Below are 24,235 nucleotides of genomic sequence, written 5' to 3'. Positions count from 1 at the left end.
GATGGATAACGAGGAGCATCACGACATGGGGTTTGCAGGGTTCAAGGCGCGGATGCAGTCGGGAGAACGACTGCTCGGGACGTTTGTGAAGACGCCCTCGGTGGAGGTTGTCGAGGTTTTGGCGAAATCAGGTCTCGATTTCATTTGTCTGGATGCCGAACACGCGGCATGGGACCGGATGCGCATGGATGCCTGCCTTGCGGTGGCGCGGGCGCTGGACCTGCCAACGCTGGTGCGGGTGACATCGGGCGGGGCGGATGACATTTTGAAGGCGATGGACGCAGGCGCTGTGGGCATTGTGGTGCCCCATGTGGACAGCCCCGAGAAAGCCCGCGCGGTCGCCAAGGCGGCGCGGTTTGGTCATGGCGGGCGCGGCTTTGCGGGCTCGACCCGTTGGGCGGGCTATGCGACGCGACCGATGGGCGACATTCTGGAGCAGTCGAAATCCGAGACGGTGGTGATTGTGCAGATCGAGGAGCCCGAGGCCGTCGACGAGATTGACGGCATCGCCGGAGCACAAGGGGTGGACGCTGTTTTCATCGGACCGGCCGACCTGACGGTGAGCTATGGAGAGAGCTCGGTGGACAATGACCAGCTAAAAGACGCCATGCAGCGCGTCGGGGACGCGGCGCGGCGTGCGGGCGTAGGGTTTGTCACTTGGGTGCCGAACGCCGCTGCGGCCAAGGCGTGGGAAAGCTATGGCTTCACCATGTTCGTGATGGGGTCGGAGCATTCATGGATGCTGGCGGGCGCAAAGGCGGCTGTTGCGGATATGCGAAAGGAATGACTTAAGGTCAAAGGTTTATGGGGTCGCTATGCAAATGCTGCATGGCGGCATTCCGACTTTGGGTGATGTCTTGGGGCAGAGGCTGACCTATCTGTAGGTCAACAAACGAACCATAGGAAACTGTTATGACCCATCTCAACGACGCCCCGATCGACATGCACGCCATCGAACTTGAAGCCCGCAAAATGCGCGCTGAATACACCGCACAGCTTATGGCATCTGCCCGTGCGTGGATTGCTTCGAAGTTCTCCGCATCTGTGCCTGCCTCGGCCAAAACTGCCTAATTCCGGCGATTTGGCCCCCGAATTGGGCCGCCGCCGCGTGCTAAAAATCCCGGTTCCGCCATTAAAGCGGACCGGGATTTTCTCATTTTAGCCTGATTTCAACGCCATATTTACTCAATCTTAAGCAATACGCGCCCGATGACGGAGCGCCGGAAAGGTTGAGAACATGAAGTTTATGAAGCTGATCGCCGGACTTGCGGTTGCCGTTGGATTGAGCGCTTGCGCCTCCTCCGGCCCGATTTCCGAGACTGCAACACGTAACGCGCCTGATGTGGCCCCGGTTGTGGGGGCAGAATTGACCGCCCGCAGCGCCGACTGGCGTTTGGCCGATGTGCGGGTGAACGTCTCGGGGGATCTGAAGGTCTCCGAGGCCAACCGCTACTACCCGATCGCAGATATTGTCTGGCGTGAAGACCCGTATGGAGATCGCCGCGCACAAGTCGCGAAAATTCTTGACGACGGTCTGACCAGCGGCCTGACCCATCTGAAGGGCGACCGCCCGGTGTTTTTCGACATCAACTTGAGCCGCTTCCACTCATTGACGGAAAAAACCCGCGTTTCAATCGGTGGTGTTCACAACATCATCTACACGCTGACCGTAGTGGACGCGGCGACCGGCGTTGCACTGCATGGCCCGATTGAAATGGAAATTGCCCTGAAGGCGTTCGGCGGCGACCAAGCTTTTGAAGCAGAGCGTCGTGGCCAGACCCAGAAGGTGCGTATCCAGACCCATTTGGCCAGCCTGATGCGCCAAGCCTTCAATGGCGGGCAGGAAATGCGCGTTGTCGCACGGGCCGCGGTTGCGCCGCAGGACGTCTATACTGGCGTCACTCAGTAACAGCACGACGCACAGTCGGGCTTTCGCCTGACGAAAATACCGACTAAGGGGAGGATATGACATCCTCCCCTTTTTCCGCCTCACCCTATCCTGTTATCCGCCTGAAGCCGAAGGCCAACGCCCTGACCATCCGTGGCGGCGCCCCTTGGGTCTACTCAGACGAGCTGGTCACCGACCGCCGCGCCCGCCGCCTTGAGGCAGGATCGCTGGCTGTGTTGGAGGATAGCGACCGCGAGCCAATCGCCGTGGTCACCATCAACAACGAGTCCAAAATCATCTGCCGCGTCATGGACCGCGACCCTGCCGCCGTGCTGGATCAGGACTGGCTCGTGACCCGCGTGCGCCGTGCGCTTGATTTGCGCGAGCATCTGTATGACGCGCCGTTCTACCGCCTGATCCACGCCGAGGCCGACGGATTGCCGGGTGTAATCGTCGACCGCTTTGGCGACGTGCTGGTGATGCAACCGAACGCCGCGTGGGCCGAGACCGCCTGCGAAGGTTTGGCGGCGGCCTTGGTTGAGGTCACAGGGGCCACGACCGTCATCAAGAACGCTGCGGGCCGTGCGCGCGGTCTGGAAGGGTTGGACGACGTGTCGACAACCTTGGTCGGTGGCCATGAAGGGCTGATCGAAGTCCCGATGAATGGTGCCACCTATATGGCGGATGTCGTGGACGGCCAGAAAACTGGCCTGTTCTTTGACCAACGCGACAACCACGCATGGGCGGCAAAGTTGCCGCGTGGCGGAAGCGTACTGGACGTGTTCTCCCATGTGGGGGGCTTCTCGCTGGCGGCTTTGGCGGCGGGGGCATCGTCCGCGCTGGCCGTTGACGGCTCCGAGCCGGCCTTGGCACTGGCCGAAAAAGGCGCGGAAGCCTCCGGCGTGGCCGACAAGTTTACGACTCGTAAGGGCGATGCGTTCAAGGTGATGGAAGCGCTGGCCGCCGAAGGCGAGCTGTATGATCTGGTCGTCGCCGACCCGCCAGCCTTTGCCCCGAACAAGCAAGCTTTGTCGAACGGGCTAACGGCGTATAGCCGCGTCGGCTCGATGGCGGCGAAGCTGGTGAAGCCGGGCGGGTATCTGGTGCTGTGCTCGTGCTCCCACGCTGCGGACCTGACCAAGTTCCGCCAAGCGTCACTGCGCGGTGTCGGTAAAGCAGGTCGGCAAGCGCAAATCATCCACACAGGCTCTGCCGGTGCGGACCACCCGCTGCATCCCGCCTTGGCGGAAAGCGGATACCTCAAGGCCATTTTCCTGCGCCTCGACTGATGCGCGCGCTGCTTGATGCCTGCGTGATTTATCCTACCGTACTTCGCGAAGTGCTGGTGGGCTGCGCGGGGTTGGGTTTGTACGAGGCCTTGTGGTCCGAGCGCATTCTGGAGGAATGGGCGCGGGCGACGGTCAAGTTAGGGCCGGAGGCCGAAGTGCAGGCGCGGGGCGAGGTGGCGGTGCTGAAGGCGCAGTTTCCCAATGCCTGCGTGCGGCCCCGTGACGGGGACATGGCGCGGCTGCATTTGCCGGACGAGAACGACATTCACGTGCTGGCCGCTGCGATTGCGGGATCGGCGGATGTGATCGTGACGATGAACGCCAAAGACTTCCCGCGCCAGACACTAGCTTTTGAAGGCTTGAAGCGCCTTAGCCCCGACGAGTTCCTGATGGAGCTGTGGTTGGACACCCCCGAAGCCGTCGAGCAAGTTGTTCGAGGCGTCCATAAAGTGGCCTGCGAAATGTCGGGGGAAGCGCTGGAGTTGCGCGCCTTGATGAAGCGCGCGCGATTGCCGCGACTGGGCAAGGCGATCAGCTAGGTTTCGGTCACGCCCCATTTGGCTTCGCGTGCCTCGATGGCGGCGATGCGCTCGGCGGTTTTCGGGTGGCTCAGGAGCCATGCGGGCGTCCCCGCGCCAAGACTGCCCGTCAGCTTGTCCAGTTTCAGAAACAGCGATTTTTGCGGTGCTGTGCCGATGCCTGCTTTGGTGAGCAGGGCGGAGGCATAGGCGTCGGCCTCGTACTCGTCGCCGCGCGACAGGCGGGCGGCGAGCATGGTGGTCAGCATATTGGCGATCCAGATTCCAATGCCGGGCAGGAAGCGACCCAGCACGGTGGCAAGCGCTACGCGGATAGCGTTCTGGCCGGAGAAGTCGATCATCCGACGGCGCGAATGGCCCAAGGCGACGTGACCCAGTTCATGCGCGATGACCGAGGCCATCTCGGCGGCACTGACAGAGCCGTCTTTATACTTGTTGAAAAACCCACGGGTGATGAAGATGCGCCCGTCGGGGGCGGCAAGGCCGTTGATCGGCTCGATCTCGTAGATATGGACCTTGATCTTGGGCAGGTCCAACGCACCAGCCATATCGAGGTTGAGCAGGTCCAGTTCGGGGTCATTGAGCAGCGAGGATTGCTGATCCAGCGTCCGCGCGGTGTTCCACGCGGAGAATTTATACATCACCAGCGCGTAGATGATGGCGATCAGGATCGGGGTCAGCTTCAGCATACCCTTAGATATGGGGCGCGGGGGACATGCAGGCAAGGCCCAAGTCAGAATCGCGATTCTGCCGGATATTTCAGTGTTCTCACACTCTGTGATCCGCTTCTCACGGGCGCGTTACGTGGTGCGCGGATGGGAGTTGAGATATGTGCGCAAACGCACAAAAGATCACCAATATGCGATAATAGTTGCGTTGAAGCGCTGATCTATATGCCCCATATTGGTCTCATCAAACGGCAACACGCCAACACACAAATCGGGCAACAGCCTGAAAACAAACAAAAGAGAGTACATAAAATGAAAACTATCATCGCAACCGTCATCGCCCTGTCCGTATCTGCTCCTGCATTCGCAGCTCAAGTGACAGACGCCGCCGCATTCTTCGCACTGGGTAACAATTCCGCCGCCGAGCGCGTCATCTCCGACACATCGACCGGTAACGTGTTCCAAGCACAACTGGCCGGAGCAAAAGCCAACGACTCGGTCGCTGAAAGCACCGTGGACGTGACCGCAGGCCAAGCGACCCGCGCCAGCACCGACTTGTTGTCGTTCTTCGCACTGGGCAACGACTCCGCCGCCGAGCGCGTTAACTACTAAGTTCCCCCGAAGGTCTCCTCCCCGTAGACCAAAGGCCCCTCGCGTTTCGCGGGGGGTTTTTTTCATGCGCGGTCGGAAAATGCCCCGACTTGGGTGTTTTTTAACCTTATTGCTGCCCCGCTTCGCCGCGATTTTTCTGCAGTCCGGCCAATGCATGGGGTGGGCAGTATGAGGGCCAGTATTTGCCAAGTTATACCGTATACACGCTAGGGGCGTCGCAAATCTCGATTTCGGGAGGCGCAGTGCTGTCCGGCTTCACGCAAGGAGACGGCTCGCATCTGGCAGGTGTGACGATCACACTGAATTCCAATTCATGGGAAGCCGTCGCCGTTTCGGATGATGATCCCAACTTCAATGACAGTGAGAACGGGCAAATTCTTGACGGGGCGACGTCTTATGACGGGCTTACGGGTCTGGCGGGCAACGAGCGGGTCGAGGCGGAATACACGCTGACGCTGCAAGACCCGGATGGCAACACCTACACAGTTATCGGGTTTAACATCAACGAGCCGGGTGTCACCAGCTACGCGACGGTCGAAGGTCTGGCCTTTGTCGGCGGCGTCGGAGGGTTCCCCCCGCAAGGCGTGCCGCTGACGGTGATTGCCACAAGTGAAGGGCCAAGCGGGTCGACCACGCCCTATTCGGGCTATGCCACGCCGCCTTGCTTCACGCCGGGAACACGGATCGAGACGCCTTCGGGGATGCGCCTGATCGATGATATTGCGGTGGGAGACATGGTGTGCACGCTGGATCGCGGCGCGCGGGTCGTGCGGTGGGTGGGCCGCACCAGCCTGTCGACAGGTGATTTGCGTGCGCAAGCGCGTCTGCGGCCTGTGCTGATTTCGAAGGGGGCGTTCGGCGCGGGGCTGCCCGTGCGCGACATGCTGGTGTCACCGCAGCACCGGATATTGCTGCACGGCCATATGGTGGAACTGTTCTTTGGCTGCGACGAGGTGTTGGTGCCTGCGTTGCATCTGGTCAACGGTCGCACGGTGCGGCAGGTGATGCGCGGTACGGGCGTTGAATATCTGCATCTGGCGTTTGACCGCCACGAGGTGGTGATGTCGGAAGGGTTGCCAACGGAAAGCTTCTTCCCTGGTGCCACCGCACTGAGCGGGTTTGACGCTGATGTACGTGCGGAGCTTGAGTTACTGTTCCCCGGTTGCACGCAGGATGCGGGCGAGGTCGCGGCGCGGCGTTGCCTGAAAGGTCTGGAAGCGCGGGTACTGGTGCCGCTTTAGCCGCGGGTCAGTTGCTTCATGCCTGCTTCGATCCCTTGCAAAGTCATCGGCACCATGCGGTCCGCGCCGAAGATTTGCTGGATCATGGTGATCGACTGGGTGTAACGCCAGAAGCGTTGTTCCAGCGGGTTGATCCATAGGTGGCTTGGCCATTGGTCGCGGGCGCGTTCCAGCCAGATTTGTCCTGCTTCCGCGTTCATATGCTCGTTGGCCCCGCCGGGATAGGCGATCTCGTATGGTGACATCGACGCGTCCCCAACGAAGATGCATTTGTAGTCAGGGCCGTAGGTGTGCAGGATTTCATGGGTCGGGATTTGCTCGTTCCAGCGGCGGGAATTGTCCTTCCAGACGCCTTCATAGAGACAGTTGTGGAAGTAGAAATGCTCCATGTGCTTGAACTCGGTGCGCGCGGCACTGAACAGTTCTTCCACGACGCGGATATGCGGGTCCATGGAGCCGCCGATATCGAGAAACAGCAGGACTTTGACGGCGTTGCGCCGCTCTGGGCGGGTTTTGACGTCTAAGTAGCCGTGTTCGGCGGTGGCTTGGATGGTGCCGTTCAGGTCCAGCTCCTCGGCAGCGCCATCCCGAGCCCATTTGCGCAGGCGTTTCAGGGCGACTTTGATGTTGCGGGTGCCAAGTTCGATGGTGTCGTCGAGGTTGCGGAACTCGCGCTTGTCCCAGACCTTGACCGCGCGCTGGTGGCGCGATCCGTCTTGACCGATGCGGATGCCTTCGGGGTTGTAGCCATAGGCGCCGAAAGGGGAGGTGCCAGCGGTGCCGATCCATTTATTGCCGCCTTGGTGACGGCCTTTTTGTTCCTCAAGGCGCTTTTTCAGCGTCTCCATCAGCTTGTCGAATCCCCCCAAGGCTTCGATCTCGGCGCGTTCCTCCGCGCTGAGATGCTTTTCGGCCATCTTGCGCAACCAGTCTTCGGGGAGGTCCATTGCCTCCAGCACGTCCTCGGGGCTGATCTTTTCAAGCCCTTGGAATGTATGGGCGAAAGCGCGGTCGAAGCGGTCGAGATGCCGCTCGTCCTTCACCATTACCGTGCGGGCAAGGTAGTAAAATCCGTCAATGTCATAGGTGACAAGCCCCGCCTGCATGCCTTCGAGGAAGGCCAGATATTCGCGTAAGCTGACGGGGATTTTAGCCGCCCGCAGGTTGTCGAAGAAGGGCAGAAACATCAGGCTGCGACGGCGGCGCGGGCCAGATAGATGGCGACGAACAGCCCGATCAGGCCAAAGATGATGGCGAACCCGCCCGCATATTGCGCCATATCGAGGCGGTTGCCGCCTTTGCGTTTTGCCACGACCGCGCCGAGAAGCGCGCCGATCAGCATACCGATGAGAGGGGCCATTTAGTGCCTAGCTCCGTACCCGGCGGGGGGCCAATGCTTTGATCTCATTGAGCCGCGCCCGCACATTGCGTTCCGAGCCGAAGCCATAGCGGCCCCAACCCAGACTGTCGAGCCTGACGCGGCGGGCCTCTTCGTCGCGGCCCGAAGCTTCGAGGGCTTCGGCCTTGATCATCAGAAGCGTCGCCAGAAGGGCGGCGTTGGATGAGTTGCGGGCAGCGGGGATACCTTCATCGGTCAGGCGGATCGCCACATCAAGCTGGCCGGAGGACAGCGCGAAGGCGGCCATCTGGGTGTTGACATGGGCGGCATGAACGGAGGCGCCGTAGAGTTGTTTGTAGATGTTGCCGGACTGCACAAAGGCGGAAATCGCGGTTTCCGGCTTGGAGCCCAATGTGACACGTCCTTGCACGAATAGCGAAAAGGCCAGCCGGTTGTCTTTCCAGCCCTGCGCTTGAGCGATTTTCACCGCCTTGGCGGCGGAGGCCGCGCGTTGCGATTGCGATGTGCGCATGGCCAGCGCCGAGGTGATCGCGTCGTTCCATTGTTTGGGCGTGCGATTGGCCCCAGCATTGCTGGCGCGGTTGCCGCGCGGGTTCAGACGGCTCAAGACAGCTGGTAAAACACGGGCCGTTTGGCCGCGTGTCATGCCGTTGCGCAGTTCCGGCGAATAGTAGGCGCGCAGGATCAGCATGTCGAAGCCGGTCAGGATAGTGTGGAAGTTGTCATCGTTGAAGATGCTGTCGGGCAAGCGGTACAAATCGTTCAGCGGGCCGAGGGCCTGCGAAATTTCTTCATGCAAACAGTCGCGCACTTCTTGCGGGGACACATCGTTTGGAATGATGACGGTTGCTTTTTTGCGGTTGGACAGGCGGGTCCAATCGGTTTTGCCGTTGCCACGATTGCGCTTGAATTCGGACCAGCCGGAGACGTTCGGCACCACAAAGCACGCGGCTTGGGGGACGGCCTTTTGCAAGGTCTTGCGAGGAATGGCCTCGACGATGATCTGGGCCTCTTCGCCACGTGCGGCGCGGGAGATGTTGATGCCAGCCTCGGAGCGCAACCGCGCGAGCAAGCGGGCAAGATCACCCTCAAGCGAGCCGGGGGCCTGTCCGGTGACGGCAACTTTGATCGGGCCTTCGAATTTGGTGAGCCATGGCAGCGGGCGACCGCTTTCCATTTGGAACGTCAGATCCAGAAAGTCCTGAGCGATTTGCGAATTCGGCCTGTTCACACCGCCACCACGTTGGGTGGCAAAGGTTTTCATCGGCGGCAGGGCCGTGGCAACGGGAGAATTACGGCCGGGAACCTCGTTTTTAGTCGAGGGCACACAGGCGGCCATGAGGCACAGAATCGGAATAGCTAAGCGGCGCATTAGAGCGTTATACCCGCGTTTTCGCGATCTGGTGCGAAATTTATGCAAAGGCCGGTTATCGTGGCCCTGTGGACACAATGCCACTGGGGGCAGCGCATTGACGCGGAAGTATGGTCAATGATCTTGGCCCGCGATGGGCGCACTGAATTGCTCTTCACGGATTTGTCCCGCCTTATTGCTCGATTACTGACCTGTTAACCGGTTCATTAAGGCGCGAGTTGGGGACGAATTAGGCATTTTGCAGGCGATTGTTTCCGCGGCTGGCGCGTTAGCGTTGACCCCGTGCCAGAAAGGCCAGCCTTTCGAACAGGTGGACGTCTTGCTCGTTCTTCAACAAGGCCCCGTGCAGACGCGGCAGTGCGGATGTGCCTTTTTGGGCGAGGTCTTCGGCGGATAAGTCCTCCGCCAGCAACAATTTTAACCAATCCAGAACCTCGGAGGTCGACGGTTTCTTCTTCAATCCGTTGGTCTCGCGGATCTCGTAGAATTGCGTCAGCGCGGCGGTTAGCAGGGCGGGCTTGAGGCCGGGGAAATGGACGTCGACGATAGCCCGCATGGTATCGATATCAGGGAAGCGGATGTAGTGGAAAAAGCAGCGGCGCAGGAAGGCGTCGGGCAGTTCTTTTTCGTTGTTGGAGGTAATGATGACGATGGGGCGTTGTCGGGCTTTGACCGTCTCGCCGGTTTCATAGACATGGAATTCCATCCGGTCGAGTTCTTGCAGCAGGTCGTTCGGGAACTCGATATCGGCCTTGTCGATCTCGTCGATCAGCAGGACGCATTTCTCTTCACGTTCAAAGGCTTGCCAGAGTTTGCCGCGCTTGATGTAATTGGCAACGTCATGGACTTTCTCGTCGCCGAGCTGGCTGTCCCGCAGGCGGGAAACGGCATCGTATTCATACAGACCTTGCTGCGCTTTTGTGGTAGACTTGATGTGCCATTCGATCATCTCCAGCCCGAGCGCGTCGGAGACCTGACGGGCAAGCTCTGTCTTGCCGGTGCCGGGTTCGCCCTTGACCAGTAAGGGGCGCTCCAGCGTGACGGCGGCGTTGACGGCAACGGTCAGATCATCGGTTGCCACGTAGCTCTTGGTGCCTGTGAACTTCAGCGGGCGGGTAGGGGGCGTCGTGGAATCCATAAACAAAACAAGCCTCTGTGACGTGGAGTTGATTAACGTATAATTGATCGTGCTAAGGCTCTTTTAACGGTCCTTATATGCGTGACAAGGGGGGGAGCTTCGGTTACGAGGACGCAGGGAAGTTAAAGCATGATGTGTTTTTGAGTCGGACTTAAGAACACAGACTGAGTTAGAGTGAGGACCTGGGATGAAAGCCGAAGCATTTCTACCCGATGATTATCGCCCGGCCGAAGACGAGCCGTTCATGAACGACCGTCAAACCGAGTATTTCCGTCGCAAGCTGCTGGATTGGAAGGCTTCCATTATGGAAGAGACCGCCCAAACCATCGAAGGCATGAAAGACGGCACACGCAACATTCCGGACGTCGCGGACCGTGCGTCGGAAGAAACAGATATGGCGTTGGAGCTGCGCACCCGTGATCGGGAGCGCAAACTTATCTCCAAGATTGACGCCGCGTTGCGCCGCATTGACGAAGGTGAATACGGATATTGCAGCGAGACCGGCGAGCCCATTTCGCTGAAACGTCTTGATGCGCGTCCGGTGGCCACCATGAGCCTTGAGGCGCAAGAGCGTCACGAGCGTCGCGAAAAAGTCCACCGCGACACGTGATCAGGCCTGATCATAATCACACTGTAAACGCCGCCGGTGCCGCAAGGTTTCGGCGGTTTTTCGTTACGGGTCTTGGATGCTGAATTTCGCCGCGGCCATTTTCCTGCTGATCATCACCCCCGGGCCGGGCGTGTTGTCTTTGGCCGGTGTCGGGGCCGCATTCGGGTTCCGCGCGGGGTTGCGGTATCTCACGGGGCTGTTCTTCGGCACGAACCTTGTCGCATTGGCCGTTGTAACGGGGTTGGGCGCGTTGGTGCTGGCGAACCCCACGATCCGGCTGGTCTTGCTGGGCGTGTCGACCTGCTATTTGCTGTATCTGGCGGCGCGGATTGCCTTGGCGGGCTCTAACATCGCCTTTTCCCCGGCGCGCCGACAGCCCGGCATCCGCGACGGGTTGCTGCTACAGGCGGTGAACCCGAAGGCTTATGTGGTCAACACCACGCTATTTTCCGGCTTCCCGATTTTCCCCGACGCCTACGGGCTGGAGGTGGCCACGAAGTTTGCGATTATCAACGTGATCTGGCTGGCGATCCACTTCCTTTGGCTTTGGGCAGGGAGCGCCGTTAAACGCATGGCCCTGCCACCGCGCACGCAGCGGGTGATCAATGTCGGCATGGCCTTGGCGATGCTGGCGGTGGTGGGTTTGGCGGCATGGAGCGCCTTTTAGGCGGCAAGCTCCACCCAGACGGGCACGTGATCTGACGGCTTTTCGCGTCCTCTGTATTCCTTGTCGATCTGGCAATCCTTCAGCAAGTCTGCGGCTTGCGGGGTCAACAACAGGTGGTCGATGCGGATGCCGTCGTTTTTGTTCCAAGCCCCTGCTTGATAGTCCCAGAAGCTGTATTGCTCGGGTGCGGGGTTGCGGGTGCGGAAGGCTTCGGTGAAGCCGAGGTTCAGGATACGGCGATAGGCGGCGCGGCTATCAGGGTGAAACAGCGCATCCTCGCGCCATGCCTCGGGGCGGGCGGCGTCGATGGCTTGCGGGATGATGTTGTAGTCACCAGCCATCATCGCGGGCATCTCGTCTGCCATGAGTTGCTGCGCACGGGCATACATCCGCTCCATCCATGCGAGTTTGTAATCGAATTTCGGACCCGGACGCGGGTTGCCGTTGGGCAGGTACAGGCCACATAGCCGCACCGCATGTTGATCGCCCATGACAGTGGCCTCGATCCAGCGGGCTTGCTCGTCACTGTCGTCACCGGGCAGGCCGCGGGTCACGTCCTCCAAAGGCAGCTTGGACAGGATGGCCACCCCGTTGAAGCTTTTCATGCCGTGGGTTTCGACATTATAGCCCATGTCCTCGAAATGCTGGCGGGGGAAGCCTTGATCGACGGTTTTGATCTCTTGCAGCAGGGCGACGTCGGGCTGAGTTTCCGCCAGCCAGTCGGTCAGCGCATTGATGCGTGCCTTGATCCCGTTGATGTTGAACGTGGCGATTTTCATAAAGTGGCCCCCTTCTTGTGCAAAAGGTATCACGCATGGCGCGCTGGGGAGCAAGAGGCGGAATTGCGCCAAGGGCAGGCCTTTTCCCCGCTGTAGAGACCGGACAAAACCGGTATAGATCATGATGAATCGATCAATCGCGAAGAGGGAGACGCAATGTTCAAGTTTTTGTTTCGGGGCCGCGATAAAGACGCTGTGGTGGAAACCCAACGTCAAAGCTTCGAGCGCATTGTGTCCGAGTTGAACGAGGCCATCGACGCATTGCCGGTCAAGCCGAGCGTGACGCTTGATCCTGAAAGCGGCCATATCACCCTGCACCTGCCGGAGCATATGCCCGATGAAGCGCTGGCCTTGCCGGCGCCAGAGGATGACGGCGATGCGACATCGACAAACGAAACACCAGAGGCTGTGACGCAAGCAGCGGAGACGAAAGTCGCCTGACAGGTCAAACTGCGGGAGACCCCTTTACGGCCACGTCTGGGTGCACCGGCGTGGTCGTTTTTTATTCATATTGCAGGAAAGTGGCCGATCTTGACCGCGAAATGACCGCGTCCACGCCGCTGACGTGCCGCATTGGTGCCGTGATTGCGGGTCAGTCATGGCGTTAACAAATTTGAGAAGGTTAACGCTATGAAACGTCTGATACCCCTCGCTGCGGTTGCCGCTTTGGCACTGGCCGGTGCAGCAAGCGCCAAAACAGTGACCTATGTGGAAACTGTGACGCGCGCGGACGGCTCGCAAGTTGTGACGATCACCAAAGTGCGTGTGCCTTCAGAGGTGCAAGTCACCCGCGCGTCGCTTGAGCGGTCGCTGCTGCGGTCCAACCTGCGCTAGGGCGACAATCCATAGCCTTTCGGCCCGATTTTCTGTGGCTGAAAGGACACATCGGATCTACTGATTCGGGGGGCAATGACATAATTGCGCCCCATTGCTGTGTTTTGTTTCTACAAAAGAGCCAAATAATAAACAAAAACAATACACTGCATGAGGCAGACAATGAGAGTAGTTTTGGTACTGGGCGCAATGTTGGCGCTGACAGCCTGCGGAGTCCCCGAATCCGAGGACGTGCAGGCTTCGCGAGGAGCCATACAGGGGCTCTATTTCATCCCGTTTGACCCCGAAATTCTGGAGAATTCTCCGGCGTGGGACGCGGCGTTGGAAGAGTATAAACGCGAGATGTAATTGCCGGGAAAGTCCGAGAGGTCGGGGCGCGCTGAAAAGCGGCGCCCCTTTTTTGCGTTTGACTACATCGAAAAAGACGTACCGCAGCCGCAAGATGATGTGGCGTTGGGGTTTTCGATCACGAAGCGCGCACCGATCAACTCTTCGGAGAAGTCGATAACCGCATTGGACAAGAAGGGCAGCGACACGGAATCCACGACGACCGTTTCCCCGTCTTTCGACAGGATCAGGTCGTCCTCGGCGGGCGTGTCGAGCTTGATGTCATACTGAAAACCCGAACAGCCGCCACCATCGACGGCGACGCGCAGGGCCTGGCCTTGTCCGGACGCACCGATTTCGGCCAACCGCTCGAAAGCGCGGTCAGTGACTTTGGGGGGCAGGGTGAGTTCCATCGCTCGCATCCTATATGAGTGCGCGTTTGTCTAGAAGGTAAGGCGAGCGACGGGGTATCTCAAGATGTTCAGGCGTTAGACCGGAAAATTCTCGTTGTCGTCATCGCCTGAGGCAGGTGCGTCGGCCATCTCCAGATAGGCTTCGGCCTGCGCGCGGTCCTTGAACTCGAAGCTGCGGATGGTCATGCCCGGAATAATCTTGCCTTCCAGCATTGCCATGTCGCGGATCCATTTCTGGTCTGACACCAGAGCCACCTTTTTCACCTTGCCGATCACGCCGAACAACTGGGGCAGGCGTTTCATTTCCTCAAGGATCGCGCCGGCCTCAGGGAATTCAATATCGTGGTACAGCGCCAGCATCCGGCCGTCGGCCATGGCTGAGGTCAATGGTAGCAAGGTATCAAGGCCGCTCGACATTTCCTCGGCGGTGATCTTTCCACCAATTTCAACTTTCAGAAGGTCGGGGGCGAGGGTCTCTACGGTGAACATGGTCTGGTGTCCTTTCGGGCAAGGGTAAGGTAGTCCTGTTCGCCTCTAATATATGGGCTTGGTTGCAGCGATCCGCAACGGGGTGCGCGCTCTCGTCACGGGGGGCGCAGTGGTGTAGGACATAGGCGAAAAGAAGAACGAGGATACCGCTATGCTGGCCCCCTATGCCTGCCATCCAGGTGAAAGCCGCGGACGGCTTTACCCGGAGGATGAAAGCACCTTCCGGTCCTGCTTCCAGCGCGACCGAGACCGGATCATTCATGCTAGCGCGTTCCGGCGACTGAAGCACAAAACCCAAGTGTTTATCGAGCATGAGGGGGATTATTTCCGCACGCGGCTGACCCATTCGATCGAAGTGGCCCAAGTTGCGCGCACGATTGCCGGCGTGTTGGGGCTGAACGAGGAGCTGACCGAGGCTGTCGCCTTGGCGCATGATCTGGGCCACACACCGTTCGGGCATACGGGCGAGGAGGCACTGGACGCGTTGATGGCACCCTATGGTGGCTTTGATCACAACGCGCAGGCGTTGAAGATTGTGACTTCGCTGGAGCGCCACTATGCCGAATGGGACGGGCTGAACCTGACTTGGGAGACGCTGGAGGGCATTGCAAAACACAACGGGCCGGTGACCGGTGATTTGCCTTTTGCGTTGACAGAGTATTCGGCGCGACACGATCTGGAACTGGGCACCTATGCCAGCGCCGAGGCGCAAGTGGCGGCCTTGGCGGATGACATTGCCTATAACAACCACGACCTGCATGACGGGCTGCGGGCGGAACTGTTCTCGACGGATGAATTGGCAGAACTGCCGCTGGTAGGCCCGTGTTTTGCACGGGTGGACGCGCTGTATCCGGGGTTGAACTATTATCGCCGCCGCCACGAGGCGCTGCGCCGGTTCTTCGGTCTTCTGGTGGAGGATGTGATCGCGGTGGCGAAAGCGCGGTTGGATGCATTGGGGCCAAGGTCTGTGGCGGATATTCGCGGCGCAGGGCGCGCGATGGTGCAGTTCTCGCCGGACGTGTGGGCCCAGTTGAAAGTGATCCGTGCGTTCCTGTTCACCCGCATGTATCGCGCCCCTGCCGTGGTGGAAATGCGCGTGCAGGTGACCCAAGTGGTCGACGAGTTGTTCCCGCTGTTCATGACGCAAACGGACCTGCTGCCCAAGCAGTGGCGCAAGGATGTGGAAGACGCGGACGGGGAGACCGCGTTGGCGCGGATCGTGGCGGATTACATTGCGGGGATGACGGACAGGTTCGCCTTGCAGGAGCACGAGCGGTTGATTGGTGGCGTTGCAGCGGACAGTTATGTGGTGGAACGCGGGTAGCCAAACTGGGCGCTGCGCGCGCTTGAAGTTTTGATGGGGGCGCTGCCCCCAAACCCCCGAGGTATTTTTGAAGCAATGATGGGGGGTGGACCGTGCATCTGGGCATGGTAAACCGCGCGGGACTGATGAGGTGAGATGATGAACCTGTTTTCCGATATTCGTGCTGTTGTGATTGCATCGCTTGACGCGATGGTGGCAGAGGGCGTGTTGCCCGAGGGGCTGGACTTTGCCAATGTGGCGGTAGAGCCGCCGCGTGACGCGGCGCATGGCGACATGGCGACCAACGCGGCGATGGTGCTGGCGAAACCCGCCAAGAAAAACCCGCGCGAAATCGCAGAGGCTTTGGCGGGCAAGTTGATGGTTGACGCCCGTGTGGCCTTGGCGGAAGTGGCGGGGCCGGGGTTCTTGAACTTGCGCTTGGAGACCGGCGTTTGGGCCGGTGTGGTTCAGGGCGCACTCGAGAGCGGGACGGCCTTCGGGCGCTCCGACATGGGGGCGGGCCGGAAGGTGAATGTGGAATATGTCTCTGCCAACCCGACGGGGCCTTTGCATGTGGGCCACACCCGTGGTGCCGTGTTCGGAGACGCCTTGGCGTCCTTGCTGGACTACGCGGGCTACGATGTGACCCGCGAATATTACATCAATGACGGCGGCGCGCAGGTCGACGTTTTGGCGCGGTCTGTCTATTTGCGCTATCTGGAAGCGCATGGCCAAGACGTGGCGTTCGAGGATGGGACTTACCCCGGCGACTATCTGGTGGCAGTGGGCGAGGCGTTGAAAGCCAAGGTTGGCGATGCGTTTGTGGGCAAGGGCGAAGATGTCTGGCTGGAAGACGTGCGCGAATTTTCTACGGACGCGATGATGGAGCTGATCCGCGCTGATCTGGCGTCTTTGGGCGTCGAGATGGACGTGTTTTACTCGGAAAAATCGCTTTATGGCACGGGCCAGATCGAGGCGGCAATTGCTGATCTTAAGGGCAAAGACCTGATTTATCGTGGCACGCTGGAGCCGCCCAAGGGCAAGGTGCCGGAAGATTGGGAGCCGCGCGAGCAGATACTGTTCCGCTCCACCGCGCATGGGGATGATGTGGATCGCCCGATCCAGAAATCTGACGGGGCATGGACCTATTTCGCACCGGATATCGCCTATCACTACGACAAGGTGCAGCGCGGGTTTGACGAGCTGATCGACGTGTTCGGCGCGGATCATGGCGGCTATGTGAAGCGGATGAAAGCGGCGGTCTCGGCGCTGTCGGATGGCCGCGTGCCGCTTGATATCAAGCTGACGCAGCTGGTGCGACTGTTCAAAAACGGCGAGCCGTTCAAGATGTCGAAGCGGGCAGGGACCTTTGTGACCTTGCGCGATGTGGTCGATCTGGTCGGTGCGGATGTGACGCGCTTCGTGATGTTGACCCGCAAGCAGGACGCGCCGCTGGATTTCGACTTTGCCAAAGTGCTGGAGCAATCCAAGGATAACCCTGTTTTTTATGTGCAGTACGCCCATGCGCGGGTGTGTTCGGTGCTGCGCAAGGCGCAGGCTGAAGGTTGGAATACCTCTGATGCGGTGCTGGCCAAGGTGGACCTGTCGGGCAACACCCATGAGGCGGAGCTGAAGCTGGCGACGAAGCTGGCGGAATGGCCGCGCTTGGTGGAGATTGCGGCCCGCACGAACGAGCCGCATCGCATCGCGTTCTACCTCTATGAGCTGGCCGGAGAGCTGCATGCGCTGTGGAACCGGGGCAACGATGTACCGGAACTGCGCTTTTTGCAGGACAGTGAAAGCGCGAGTTTGCCAAAAATCGCCCTCGCACGTGCCACGGCGATTGTTATTTCCGCAGGTCTTGGTATTCTAGGTGTGGCTCCTGCCGAAGAGATGCGCTGACGTCTAATGATCCGCGCCCGGTCCAGGAGCCACGAGCAGGCTTAAAGACAGACCACCCGAAACCAATTCGGGGGCGGAGAGGCGAGTATGGCAGATCTGGAATTCGGCGCGTTTGAGGCGCCTGCGACCCCGCAACAAGGGGGCTTTTCGCGTATGATGAACCTTGTGGGCGCTGGCAGCTCCGTGGTGTTGGTGCTTGGGTTGGCCGTTTGGGGCTATCAACTGACCGTGCGCGACGTCACCGATGTGCCTGTGATCCGAGCGCTGGAAGGACCGGCCCGTGTGCAGCCCGCTGACCCCGGTGGTCAATTGGCGCAACATACTGGTTTGGCTGTAAATTCTGTGCAATCCGAAGGCGAGGCCGAAGGGCCGACACCGCAAGTGATCCTTGCGCCAGAGCCGATTGATTTGACACAGGAAGACGCGATTGTTGCCTCACCGAACGAAATTGAAGTCGAAGCCGAAGGCGTCGTGGAAGAAGCCGTAGGCACCATGGTGTCATTGAACGGCGAGCTGCGCGACGATGATGATGATGTGGCCTCCGCTTTGGCGCTGGCGGACAGATTGGCCGACGGCGTCGAGCCGCTGGAAAATACAGCCCCTGCCGAAGAACAGGCCGCGCTGAACCTTGCGCGCCCCATTCTTGATCCAAAAGTTCCGGGTGTGAGCCGCTCTCCCGTGCCAGCCCGAAAGCCGAAAGTCGATCTGGCAGCCTTGCAAGCGCAGGCTGCTGTCGCATCCGCTGTATCGGCAGTGGGGGGCGGTGCGACGCAAGACGTCGATCCGGCGAGCATCGCAACGGGAACACGACTTGTGCAGCTGGGCGCGTTTGACGACGCGGAAACCGCACGAGCCGAATGGGATAAAATCGCCGCGCGGTTTGAGGATTATATCGACGGCAAGTCGCGGGTCATTCAGGAAGCGACCTCTGGCGGGCGGAAATTCTACCGCCTTCGCGCAGTCGGTTTCGACGATCTGAACGCCTCGCGTCGCTTTTGTGCGGTCCTTGTGGCCGGAAAAGCCGCATGTATCCCCGTACTGGCCCGTTAAACGGCCCTTTGTTCGGTTTGTGCAAGTGCACGGAGCGAGTCTAGCTTAAGAGGTTCAAGTAATGCACTCAGGCGCATACATTTTTGGCTGCGAGGGGGTGAAGCTCTTGGAAGCGGAACGTCGCTTTTTTGCAAGCTCAAACCCTTGGGGGTTTATCCTTTTTGCCCGAAATGTGGAAAATCGCGACCAATTATCGGCGCTGACGTCGGATTTGCGGGATGCTGTGGGCTGGAATGCTCCGATCCTGATTGACCAGGAGGGCGGGCGCGTGCAGCGGATGCGGGCGCCGGAATGGCGGGAATATCCGCCGGCCTTGGACCAGATGGACATGGCCGGACCGAACGCCGCGCGCGCAATGTATCTGCGCAACCGGATGATTGCCGAGGAGCTGTTCGAGGTCGGGATCGACGTGAACTGTGCGCCGTTGGCAGATGTGATCTGGCCCGAAAGCCACCCTGTGCTGCGCAACCGGTGCTATGGCTCGGACGTGGATACCGTTGTTGAGATGTGTCTGGCGGCAGAGCAGGGCTTGCTGGACGGCGGGGTGCTTCCGGTGCTCAAACATATCCCAGGCTATGGCCGTGCGGTGGTTGACGGGCATAAGGATTTGCCACGGGTCGATGTTTCGCGCGACGATCTGGACGCGCTGGACTTCGCGCCGTTCAAGCGGCTGACCCATATGGCGATGGGGATGACGGCGCATATTGTTTTTCCGTGCGTTGATGATTTGCCTGCGACGACCTCGCCCAAGGCGATGAAGATGATCCGCGACGATATCGGGTTCGACAATCTGATCATGACGGATGACATTTCCATGGAAGCCCTGTCGGGGACGGTAGCGGAGCGGGCGCGGGCCTCGCTGGATGCGGGCTGCGATATTGCGCTGCATTGCAACGGGAAGATGGCGGAAATGCAGGCTGTCGCGGATGTGTGTGGCCCGATGACCGAGGCGATGATCACGCGTGCAGAGCGCGCATTGGCCTATCGCAAAACCCCAACAGATATTGACATTTCGGCGCTTGAAGCGGAGTTTCGCACCCTAGTTGCAGGGTAGCGCATGAGCGAGCAGGACCAGACCGGAATAGAGTGGGACGAGGGCACTGTCGAAGCGCGCTTGGCCGCCGAGGCGTTGATCGTCGATGTGGACGGGTTTGAAGGCCCGCTGGACCTGCTATTGACCCTGTCGCGGACGCAGAAGGTCGATCTGCGCAAAGTCTCGATCCTGCAATTGGCCGAGCAATATCTGGTCTTTATCGAACGCGCCAAGGCGTTGCGGCTGGAACTTGCTGCGGATTATCTGGTGATGGCGGCATGGCTGGCTTTCCTGAAATCCCGCCTGTTGTTGCCCCCTGATCCGTCAGAAGAAGGCCCGTCGGGGGAAGAACTCGCCGCACATCTGGCTTTCCAGCTGGAGCGGTTGAGCGCGATGCGCGAGGCGTCGGCCAAGCTGATGGCGCGCGACCAGTTGGGGCGCGACTTTTTTGCCCGTGGCCTGCCAGAAGACGTCACGCGGGTGCGCAAGGTGACCTATACGGCGACGCTGCTGGATCTGATGCAAGGCTACGCGCGGATCAAAACCAAGGACGAGTTCCGCCCCTTCGTGATGGACCGCGAAAAAGTCTATACGATGGAGCAGGCGCTGGAGAGGATGCGCAGCCTGATCGGCTATGCAGGCGACTGGTCCGACCTGAATTCTTGGCTGCCGGACGGCTGGGAAACGGACCCGGTGAAGCGCCGTTCCGCGACGGCTGCGACCTTTGCGGCCTCGCTTGAGATGGTCAAGCAAGGGCAACTTGAACTGAGGCAGGGCGACGCCTTCGCCCCCATACAAATTCGCAAGAAGGGCAGTTAGATGTCTGAAGAACAAGAAGAATCCCTGTTCGAAGCCCCGCCCATGGGCGAACAGGAGCGGATGGTGGAGGCGATTTTGTTTGCCTCGGTCGAGCCTGTGACGATCAGGGAACTGTCCGACCGTATGCCGCATGGGGCGGACCCTGCGGAAGCACTGGTCTACCTCAAGAAGCGTTACGAGGGGCGTGGCGTGCATCTGGTGCGCGTTGGAGACGCTTGGGCGATACGTACGGCGGGTGATCTGGGCTTCTTGATGCAAAAAGAGACCGTTGAGACACGTAAACTGTCGCGCGCGGCAATCGAGACCTTGGCGATTGTGGCCTACCACCAGCCCGTCACCCGCGCCGAAATCGAAGAAATTCGCGGTGTGTCGGTGTCGCGTGGCACTGTGGACCAGCTGATCGAGATGGAGTGGATCCGGTTCGGGCGTCGTCGCATGACACCGGGGCGGCCCGTAACCTTCGTGGTGACTCAAGGCTTTCTTGATCACTTTGGTCTGGAAAATGCCCGCGATCTGCCGGGGCTGAAAGAGCTGCGCTCTGCCGGATTGCTGGACAACCGACCCTTGCCCGGTGCCGCGGTGGGCAGCGATGACGAGGACGACGAAGATGAAAGCCCGGAAGGCCAGAACGAGCTTTTCGAGGATTAAGCCCTATTTAAAAGGGGCAACGCAGGAGAGGCGAGATGAACCAGATAATAAACATGGTGATCCGGATGGTCATGCGCCGCATGGTCAATATGGGGATCAACAAGGGCATCGACGTCGCTGCCAAACGCGGGCAGGGCGGCAAGGATTTAACGCCTGAGCAGCGGCGAGCGGCCGGACAGCAAACCAAACGTGCCAAAAAAGCGGTGCGCATGAGCCGCCGGATCGGGCGGTTTTAGACCAACCTCGTGTACGATCCCAAGGGAAACGGCAAAGACAAGGCTGTGCCGGAGGTGCAATTTGTCGAAGCGGAGCCGCCAGGTCACTTGCGCGGTATTGTTCACCGTTTTCTAGAGCTTAAGACGGATGGCACGCTGCCTGAAGACTACCGCTTTCATGCGTTGCCCGATGCCTGTGCCTATATCGTTTTCGACCAGCTAGATCGAAAAGTCGCGGGGGTATCGAAGCTGCGCGCCGTGTCCGAGGAATTCAACTTGGGCAAAAGCTTCCACTTCGTAAACATCCGCTTCCTGCCGGGTGTGTGGCAGGGCGACGAGACGCAGGTTTCTCACGGAATGGTGGACGCGCCCTATGCGGGGGAATTGCCTTTGCTCGACATTAACCGTGACCTGTCGGGGCGAGGATTTGTCGACCAGCAAGCGATCCTGTCGCAGCTTGTCGAGGCTTTGATTGACGCCAAGCTGGTCGCGCCAAACCCCGTTACCGAGAAGATATTCCAGCATCTCGACGACATTCACACGGTAGCCGATATGGCTGAGCTTTCAGATCTGTCGACGCGACAGTTACAGCGCACCCTGAAACGGACCACCGGATTTGCCCCGCATGACTTCCTCAAGATTCTGCGATTACAGCAGGCATTGAACGGCAAGGACACGTGGTCCTATGCGGATCAGTCGCATTTTATCCATTCATTTCGGAAGGCTACAGGCTACACGCCGGGAAAGTACTCCCGGAAGTTTGATGTCTGATATCTACAATACGTGGCAACCCGGCTTTGTTAGATCAGGAACATGATCAACAAATAATGGAGTTGAAGATGTCTAAAATGAACGCAGTCGGATGGTTTGATATCTACGTGGACGACTTGGACCGTGCCGTGGCCTTTTACGAAACCGTATTAGGCCAGACGCTTGAGAAAATGGATGATCCCACAGGCCAGTCACAGATGATGAGCTTTCCCGCCGATATGGGGGCTTACGGGGCCGGTGGCGCTTTGACCAAGGCCGAATACGCCTCGCCGGGTGTCGGAGGCACGATCGTCTATTTCATGGTGGAGGACACGGCGGTGCAAGAAGCGCGCGTGGGCGAGGCCGGAGGGGTCGTCATTCGGCCGAAGTTTTCCATCGGAGAGTTCGGCTGGATTTCCCTGTGCCAAGACACCGAGGGCAACATGGTTGGCTTCAACTCGATGAAATAGGGTTTTCTTGGCCCTAGTCTGACACCGATTTATTTCCACGGGCGGCTCTAACGGGCTGCCCGTGTTGCGTTATGCTGGCGTCTTGAAGTGCTTCGACAGCTTGAGTCCTTGGCCTTGGTAATTCGACTTGATGTCAGTGCCATAGAGCTGGGTCGGCACCTCGGACATATGCTCGTAAACCAGACGGCCCACGGTCTGGCCATGCTCCAGCACAAATGGCGCCTCATGGCAGCGCACTTCCAGCACCCCGCGCGAGCCTGTGCCGCCTGCGGCTGAATAGCCGAAACCGGGGTCGAAGAAGCCTGCGTAATGCACCCGAAACTCGCCAACCATTGCAAGGTAGGGGGCCATTTCAGCGGCACAATTCGGTGGAATAACAATGCTTTGCTGGCTGACGAGGATATAGAAGGCGCCGGGGTCAAGGATGATGCGGCCCTCATTGGTGCGCAACTCCTCCCAATAGTCCGACGGATCATAGTGGCCCAGCTTGTCGAGGTCGATCACACCTGTATGCGGCTTGGCGCGGTAGCCGACCAGATCACCGCGTTCGGGCTTCAGATCGACCGAGAAGCCCAGACCGTCGGAGATCACCGCCTCGCCCGAGACGATGGGGGAGGTTGCGTGCAACTTGCGAAGCTCGTCGTCGTCCATGACGGTTTTACCGACACGAAAGATGATCTGGTTGAGCATTTGGCCCGTGCGCGCCACGACCGAGAAGGAACGGGGACAGATTTCCGCATAGAGCGGCCCGACATAGCCCGCAGGGACGCGGTCGAATTCCACGCCATAATCGGTGATCACGCGGGTCAGCAGATCAAGACGCCCGATGGAGGACTTGGCGGAAGCGGCGGCGGACATATCCTCGGCCAGAGCCAAGTGCTCGAGCAGCGGGACGACATAGACGCAGCCCTTTTCCAATACGGCCCCGTTGGTCAGGTCGATCTTGTGCATGGTGAAATCTTGCAGGCGACGCTCCACCGGATGGTCACGGCCCGTCAGGAAAGAGGCGCGGACGCGGTAGGCATGGGTGCCAAGACGCAAATCAAGGGATGCGGGCTGGATCTGGCCGTCGCTGATCGGCTCCTCGGCTGTAATCGCACCGGAATTGACCATCGCTTGCATTTGGTGATCGGCGAGTACGCCACGATTGAAATCAGCCACTATCTTCCCCCTGGATACACGAAACGCCCGGCGCTTGAGCACACGGGCGTTTTGTTATTGGTCGGGCTAGCAGGACTCGAACCTGCGACCTTCCGTCCCCCAGACGGACGCGCTACCAGGCTGCGCCATAGCCCGACTAATGGCGTCATGTCATAGCCAAATTCCAAGCGGTGGCAAGGGCTTTGGCCAGAATATTGCGGAGCCGGAGGAAACATCGCGGCGCACAGCGGCCTATTGGCCGGACAGATCGCGGGCAAGCCGGTCGCGCAGCGCTTGCAGGCGGGCGACATGCGGTGCAAGCCCCTGTGCGCTTAGCTTTTGCGCAGGCGTGCCGCGCAGCTTGCGTTTGAGTGCTTGCGCCGCCAATTGCGCGTCGGAAAGTTGGAAGCCTTCCTGCGTTGGCTCGGGGGGCGGGGCCGCGTCGGCGGGCGGCGGAAGGGTTTTCTCCCGCGCGGCCACTTCTGGCGCGGTCTCTTCGTCGGCGACAGGCTCTTCGTCGGCCTCGTGGTGAGGCTCTTCCGGCTCGACTTTCGGTTGCGCGTCGGGCGTTGTGGCGGCATTTTCTGGCTCTGGCTCTGGCTCTGGCTCTGGCTCTGGCTCTGGCTCTGGCTCTGGCTCTGGCTCTGGCTCTGGCTCTGGCTCTGGCTCTGGCTCTGGC

The 24,235-nt window shown here is 59.7% G+C and carries 30 protein-coding genes, 1 tRNA gene and 1 pseudogene; 21 read left to right on the top strand and 11 right to left on the bottom strand.

Annotated elements, in window-relative coordinates; translation table 11 throughout:
- Window position 1 precedes the first annotated feature (1 nt).
- The 5 genes from BUB72_RS17605 (at window position 2) to BUB72_RS17590 (ending at window position 3,716) form a co-directional block, all read left to right on the top strand.
- Window positions 2-787 (top strand): HpcH/HpaI aldolase family protein, encoded by a 786-nt coding sequence (locus BUB72_RS17605; protein WP_245814933.1) that lies wholly within the window; start codon window positions 2-4, stop codon window positions 785-787.
- 125 nt (window positions 788-912) lie between these two features.
- Complete coding sequence (locus BUB72_RS18915) at window positions 913-1,071, top strand: RSP_7527 family protein (RefSeq protein ID WP_175549201.1); 159 nt, start codon at window positions 913-915, stop codon at window positions 1,069-1,071.
- Window positions 1,072-1,237: 166 nt separating this feature from the next.
- Complete coding sequence (locus BUB72_RS17600; RefSeq protein WP_073146168.1) at window positions 1,238-1,909, top strand: DUF6778 family protein; 672 nt, start codon at window positions 1,238-1,240, stop codon at window positions 1,907-1,909.
- A gap of 56 nt (window positions 1,910-1,965) precedes the next feature.
- On the top strand, window positions 1,966-3,177 hold the full coding sequence (locus tag BUB72_RS17595; protein ID WP_073146167.1) for an RSP_2647 family RNA methyltransferase: 1,212 nt from the start codon (window positions 1,966-1,968) through the stop codon (window positions 3,175-3,177).
- Window positions 3,177-3,716 (top strand): RSP_2648 family PIN domain-containing protein, encoded by a 540-nt coding sequence (locus tag BUB72_RS17590; protein ID WP_073146166.1) that lies wholly within the window; start codon window positions 3,177-3,179, stop codon window positions 3,714-3,716. Before BUB72_RS17595 ends, BUB72_RS17590 begins: the two co-directional genes overlap by 1 nt.
- On the opposite strand, the gene BUB72_RS17585 is transcribed toward BUB72_RS17590, so the two are convergent.
- Complete coding sequence (locus BUB72_RS17585; protein WP_073146165.1) at window positions 3,713-4,405, bottom strand: M48 family metallopeptidase; 693 nt, start codon at window positions 4,403-4,405, stop codon at window positions 3,713-3,715. The two genes, BUB72_RS17590 and BUB72_RS17585, sit on opposite strands and share 4 nt — an antisense overlap.
- Window positions 4,406-4,696: 291 nt before the next feature.
- On the opposite strand from BUB72_RS17585, the gene BUB72_RS17580 reads away from it, so the two are divergent.
- Both BUB72_RS17580 and BUB72_RS17575 read left to right on the top strand, forming a co-directional pair.
- Entirely contained in the window at window positions 4,697-4,996 is a 300-nt protein-coding gene (locus BUB72_RS17580; RefSeq protein WP_073146164.1) for a hypothetical protein, read from the top strand.
- A gap of 182 nt (window positions 4,997-5,178) precedes the next feature.
- A complete protein-coding gene (locus tag BUB72_RS17575; protein WP_139250720.1) occupies window positions 5,179-6,237 on the top strand; it encodes a Hint domain-containing protein in 1,059 nt (352 codons plus the stop codon).
- Here the strand turns inward: BUB72_RS17575 and BUB72_RS17570 are convergent.
- The 4 genes from BUB72_RS17570 to BUB72_RS17560 form a co-directional block, all read right to left on the bottom strand.
- Window positions 6,234-7,424, bottom strand: a complete 1,191-nt coding sequence (locus tag BUB72_RS17570) for a vWA domain-containing protein (protein WP_073146162.1) — start codon at window positions 7,422-7,424, stop codon at window positions 6,234-6,236. The two genes, BUB72_RS17575 and BUB72_RS17570, sit on opposite strands and share 4 nt — an antisense overlap.
- Window positions 7,424-7,597: a hypothetical protein gene (locus BUB72_RS18910; protein WP_040818472.1), complete on the bottom strand. Its 174-nt coding sequence runs from the start codon at window positions 7,595-7,597 to the stop codon at window positions 7,424-7,426. Before BUB72_RS18910 ends, BUB72_RS17570 begins: the two co-directional genes overlap by 1 nt.
- A 7-nt stretch (window positions 7,598-7,604) precedes the next feature.
- On the bottom strand, window positions 7,605-8,969 hold the full coding sequence (locus BUB72_RS17565) for a DUF2927 domain-containing protein (protein ID WP_073146161.1): 1,365 nt from the start codon (window positions 8,967-8,969) through the stop codon (window positions 7,605-7,607).
- A 268-nt stretch (window positions 8,970-9,237) separates the two neighbouring features.
- Complete coding sequence (locus BUB72_RS17560) at window positions 9,238-10,077, bottom strand: AAA family ATPase (protein ID WP_073146204.1); 840 nt, start codon at window positions 10,075-10,077, stop codon at window positions 9,238-9,240.
- 217 nt (window positions 10,078-10,294) lie between these two features.
- Here BUB72_RS17560 and dksA point away from each other — a divergent pair, with 217 nt between their 5' ends.
- Complete coding sequence (gene dksA, locus BUB72_RS17555; RefSeq protein ID WP_073146160.1) at window positions 10,295-10,717, top strand: RNA polymerase-binding protein DksA; 423 nt, start codon at window positions 10,295-10,297, stop codon at window positions 10,715-10,717.
- Window positions 10,718-10,793: 76 nt separating this feature from the next.
- Window positions 10,794-11,384, top strand: coding sequence for a LysE family translocator (locus tag BUB72_RS17550; RefSeq protein ID WP_073146159.1), 591 nt, complete (start codon window positions 10,794-10,796; stop codon window positions 11,382-11,384).
- Here the strand turns inward: BUB72_RS17550 and xth are convergent.
- Window positions 11,381-12,163 carry an exodeoxyribonuclease III gene (gene xth / locus BUB72_RS17545; protein WP_073146158.1) on the bottom strand — a complete coding sequence of 261 codons (783 nt, stop codon included), beginning with the start codon at window positions 12,161-12,163 and terminating at the stop codon, window positions 11,381-11,383. The genes BUB72_RS17550 and xth overlap by 4 nt on opposite strands.
- Window positions 12,164-12,319: 156 nt before the next feature.
- Between xth and BUB72_RS17540 the strand changes: the two genes are divergently transcribed.
- The 3 genes from BUB72_RS17540 (at window position 12,320) to BUB72_RS17530 (ending at window position 13,345) form a co-directional block, all read left to right on the top strand.
- Complete coding sequence (locus BUB72_RS17540) at window positions 12,320-12,604, top strand: hypothetical protein (protein WP_073146157.1); 285 nt, start codon at window positions 12,320-12,322, stop codon at window positions 12,602-12,604.
- A 189-nt stretch (window positions 12,605-12,793) separates the two neighbouring features.
- Entirely contained in the window at window positions 12,794-12,997 is a 204-nt protein-coding gene (locus BUB72_RS17535; protein WP_073146156.1) for a hypothetical protein, read from the top strand.
- A gap of 162 nt (window positions 12,998-13,159) precedes the next feature.
- Window positions 13,160-13,345, top strand: a complete 186-nt coding sequence (locus BUB72_RS17530) for a hypothetical protein (RefSeq protein ID WP_073146155.1) — start codon at window positions 13,160-13,162, stop codon at window positions 13,343-13,345.
- Between the two features lie 62 nt (window positions 13,346-13,407).
- Here the strand turns inward: BUB72_RS17530 and BUB72_RS17525 are convergent, their stop codons facing one another.
- Window positions 13,408-13,737 (bottom strand): HesB/IscA family protein, encoded by a 330-nt coding sequence (locus BUB72_RS17525; RefSeq protein ID WP_073146154.1) that lies wholly within the window; start codon window positions 13,735-13,737, stop codon window positions 13,408-13,410.
- A 75-nt stretch (window positions 13,738-13,812) separates the two neighbouring features.
- Window positions 13,813-14,226, bottom strand: coding sequence for a SpoIIAA family protein (locus BUB72_RS17520; RefSeq protein WP_073146153.1), 414 nt, complete (start codon window positions 14,224-14,226; stop codon window positions 13,813-13,815).
- 151 nt (window positions 14,227-14,377) lie between these two features.
- Between BUB72_RS17520 and BUB72_RS17515 the strand changes: the two genes are divergently transcribed.
- From BUB72_RS17515 to BUB72_RS17475, 9 genes are all read left to right on the top strand, one after another.
- The gene (locus tag BUB72_RS17515) at window positions 14,378-15,550 is read left to right on the top strand and encodes a deoxyguanosinetriphosphate triphosphohydrolase (protein ID WP_073146152.1); all 1,173 of its coding nucleotides are present in this window, start codon (window positions 14,378-14,380) and stop codon (window positions 15,548-15,550) included.
- Between the two features lie 138 nt (window positions 15,551-15,688).
- Entirely contained in the window at window positions 15,689-17,431 is a 1,743-nt protein-coding gene (gene argS, locus BUB72_RS17510; RefSeq protein ID WP_073146203.1) for an arginine--tRNA ligase, read from the top strand.
- Between the two features lie 87 nt (window positions 17,432-17,518).
- Window positions 17,519-18,481, top strand: a complete 963-nt coding sequence (locus BUB72_RS17505; RefSeq protein ID WP_073146151.1) for an SPOR domain-containing protein — start codon at window positions 17,519-17,521, stop codon at window positions 18,479-18,481.
- 61 nt (window positions 18,482-18,542) lie between these two features.
- On the top strand, window positions 18,543-19,535 hold the full coding sequence (locus BUB72_RS17500) for a glycoside hydrolase family 3 N-terminal domain-containing protein (protein WP_073146150.1): 993 nt from the start codon (window positions 18,543-18,545) through the stop codon (window positions 19,533-19,535).
- Window positions 19,536-19,538: 3 nt separating this feature from the next.
- A complete protein-coding gene (locus BUB72_RS17495) occupies window positions 19,539-20,333 on the top strand; it encodes a segregation and condensation protein A (protein WP_073146149.1) in 795 nt (264 codons plus the stop codon).
- Entirely contained in the window at window positions 20,334-20,981 is a 648-nt protein-coding gene (scpB, locus tag BUB72_RS17490) for an SMC-Scp complex subunit ScpB (RefSeq protein ID WP_073146148.1), read from the top strand.
- Between the two features lie 35 nt (window positions 20,982-21,016).
- Window positions 21,017-21,217: a hypothetical protein gene (locus tag BUB72_RS17485; RefSeq protein WP_073146147.1), complete on the top strand. Its 201-nt coding sequence runs from the start codon at window positions 21,017-21,019 to the stop codon at window positions 21,215-21,217.
- Window positions 21,218-21,226: 9 nt separating this feature from the next.
- Window positions 21,227-21,967 carry a helix-turn-helix domain-containing protein gene (locus BUB72_RS17480; protein ID WP_073146146.1) on the top strand — a complete coding sequence of 247 codons (741 nt, stop codon included), beginning with the start codon at window positions 21,227-21,229 and terminating at the stop codon, window positions 21,965-21,967.
- Window positions 21,968-22,035: 68 nt separating this feature from the next.
- Window positions 22,036-22,416, top strand: coding sequence for a VOC family protein (locus BUB72_RS17475; RefSeq protein ID WP_073146145.1), 381 nt, complete (start codon window positions 22,036-22,038; stop codon window positions 22,414-22,416).
- A gap of 69 nt (window positions 22,417-22,485) precedes the next feature.
- On the opposite strand, the gene BUB72_RS17470 is transcribed toward BUB72_RS17475, so the two are convergent.
- From BUB72_RS17470 to BUB72_RS18905, 3 genes and pseudogenes are all read right to left on the bottom strand, one after another.
- Complete coding sequence (locus BUB72_RS17470) at window positions 22,486-23,577, bottom strand: 2'-deoxycytidine 5'-triphosphate deaminase (RefSeq protein ID WP_281250227.1); 1,092 nt, start codon at window positions 23,575-23,577, stop codon at window positions 22,486-22,488.
- Window positions 23,578-23,635: 58 nt separating this feature from the next.
- A tRNA-Pro gene (locus BUB72_RS17465) sits at window positions 23,636-23,712 on the bottom strand.
- 96 nt (window positions 23,713-23,808) lie between these two features.
- Window positions 23,809-24,235, bottom strand: a pseudogene (locus BUB72_RS18905) (hypothetical protein); the annotation flags it as partial.

The organism is Litoreibacter ascidiaceicola (assembly GCF_900129235.1).
Taxonomy (GTDB): Bacteria; Pseudomonadota; Alphaproteobacteria; order Rhodobacterales; family Rhodobacteraceae; genus Litoreibacter; species Litoreibacter ascidiaceicola.
Note: the sequence above shows the minus strand (reverse complement) of the source record. Positions and strands in the feature narration are given on the sequence as shown.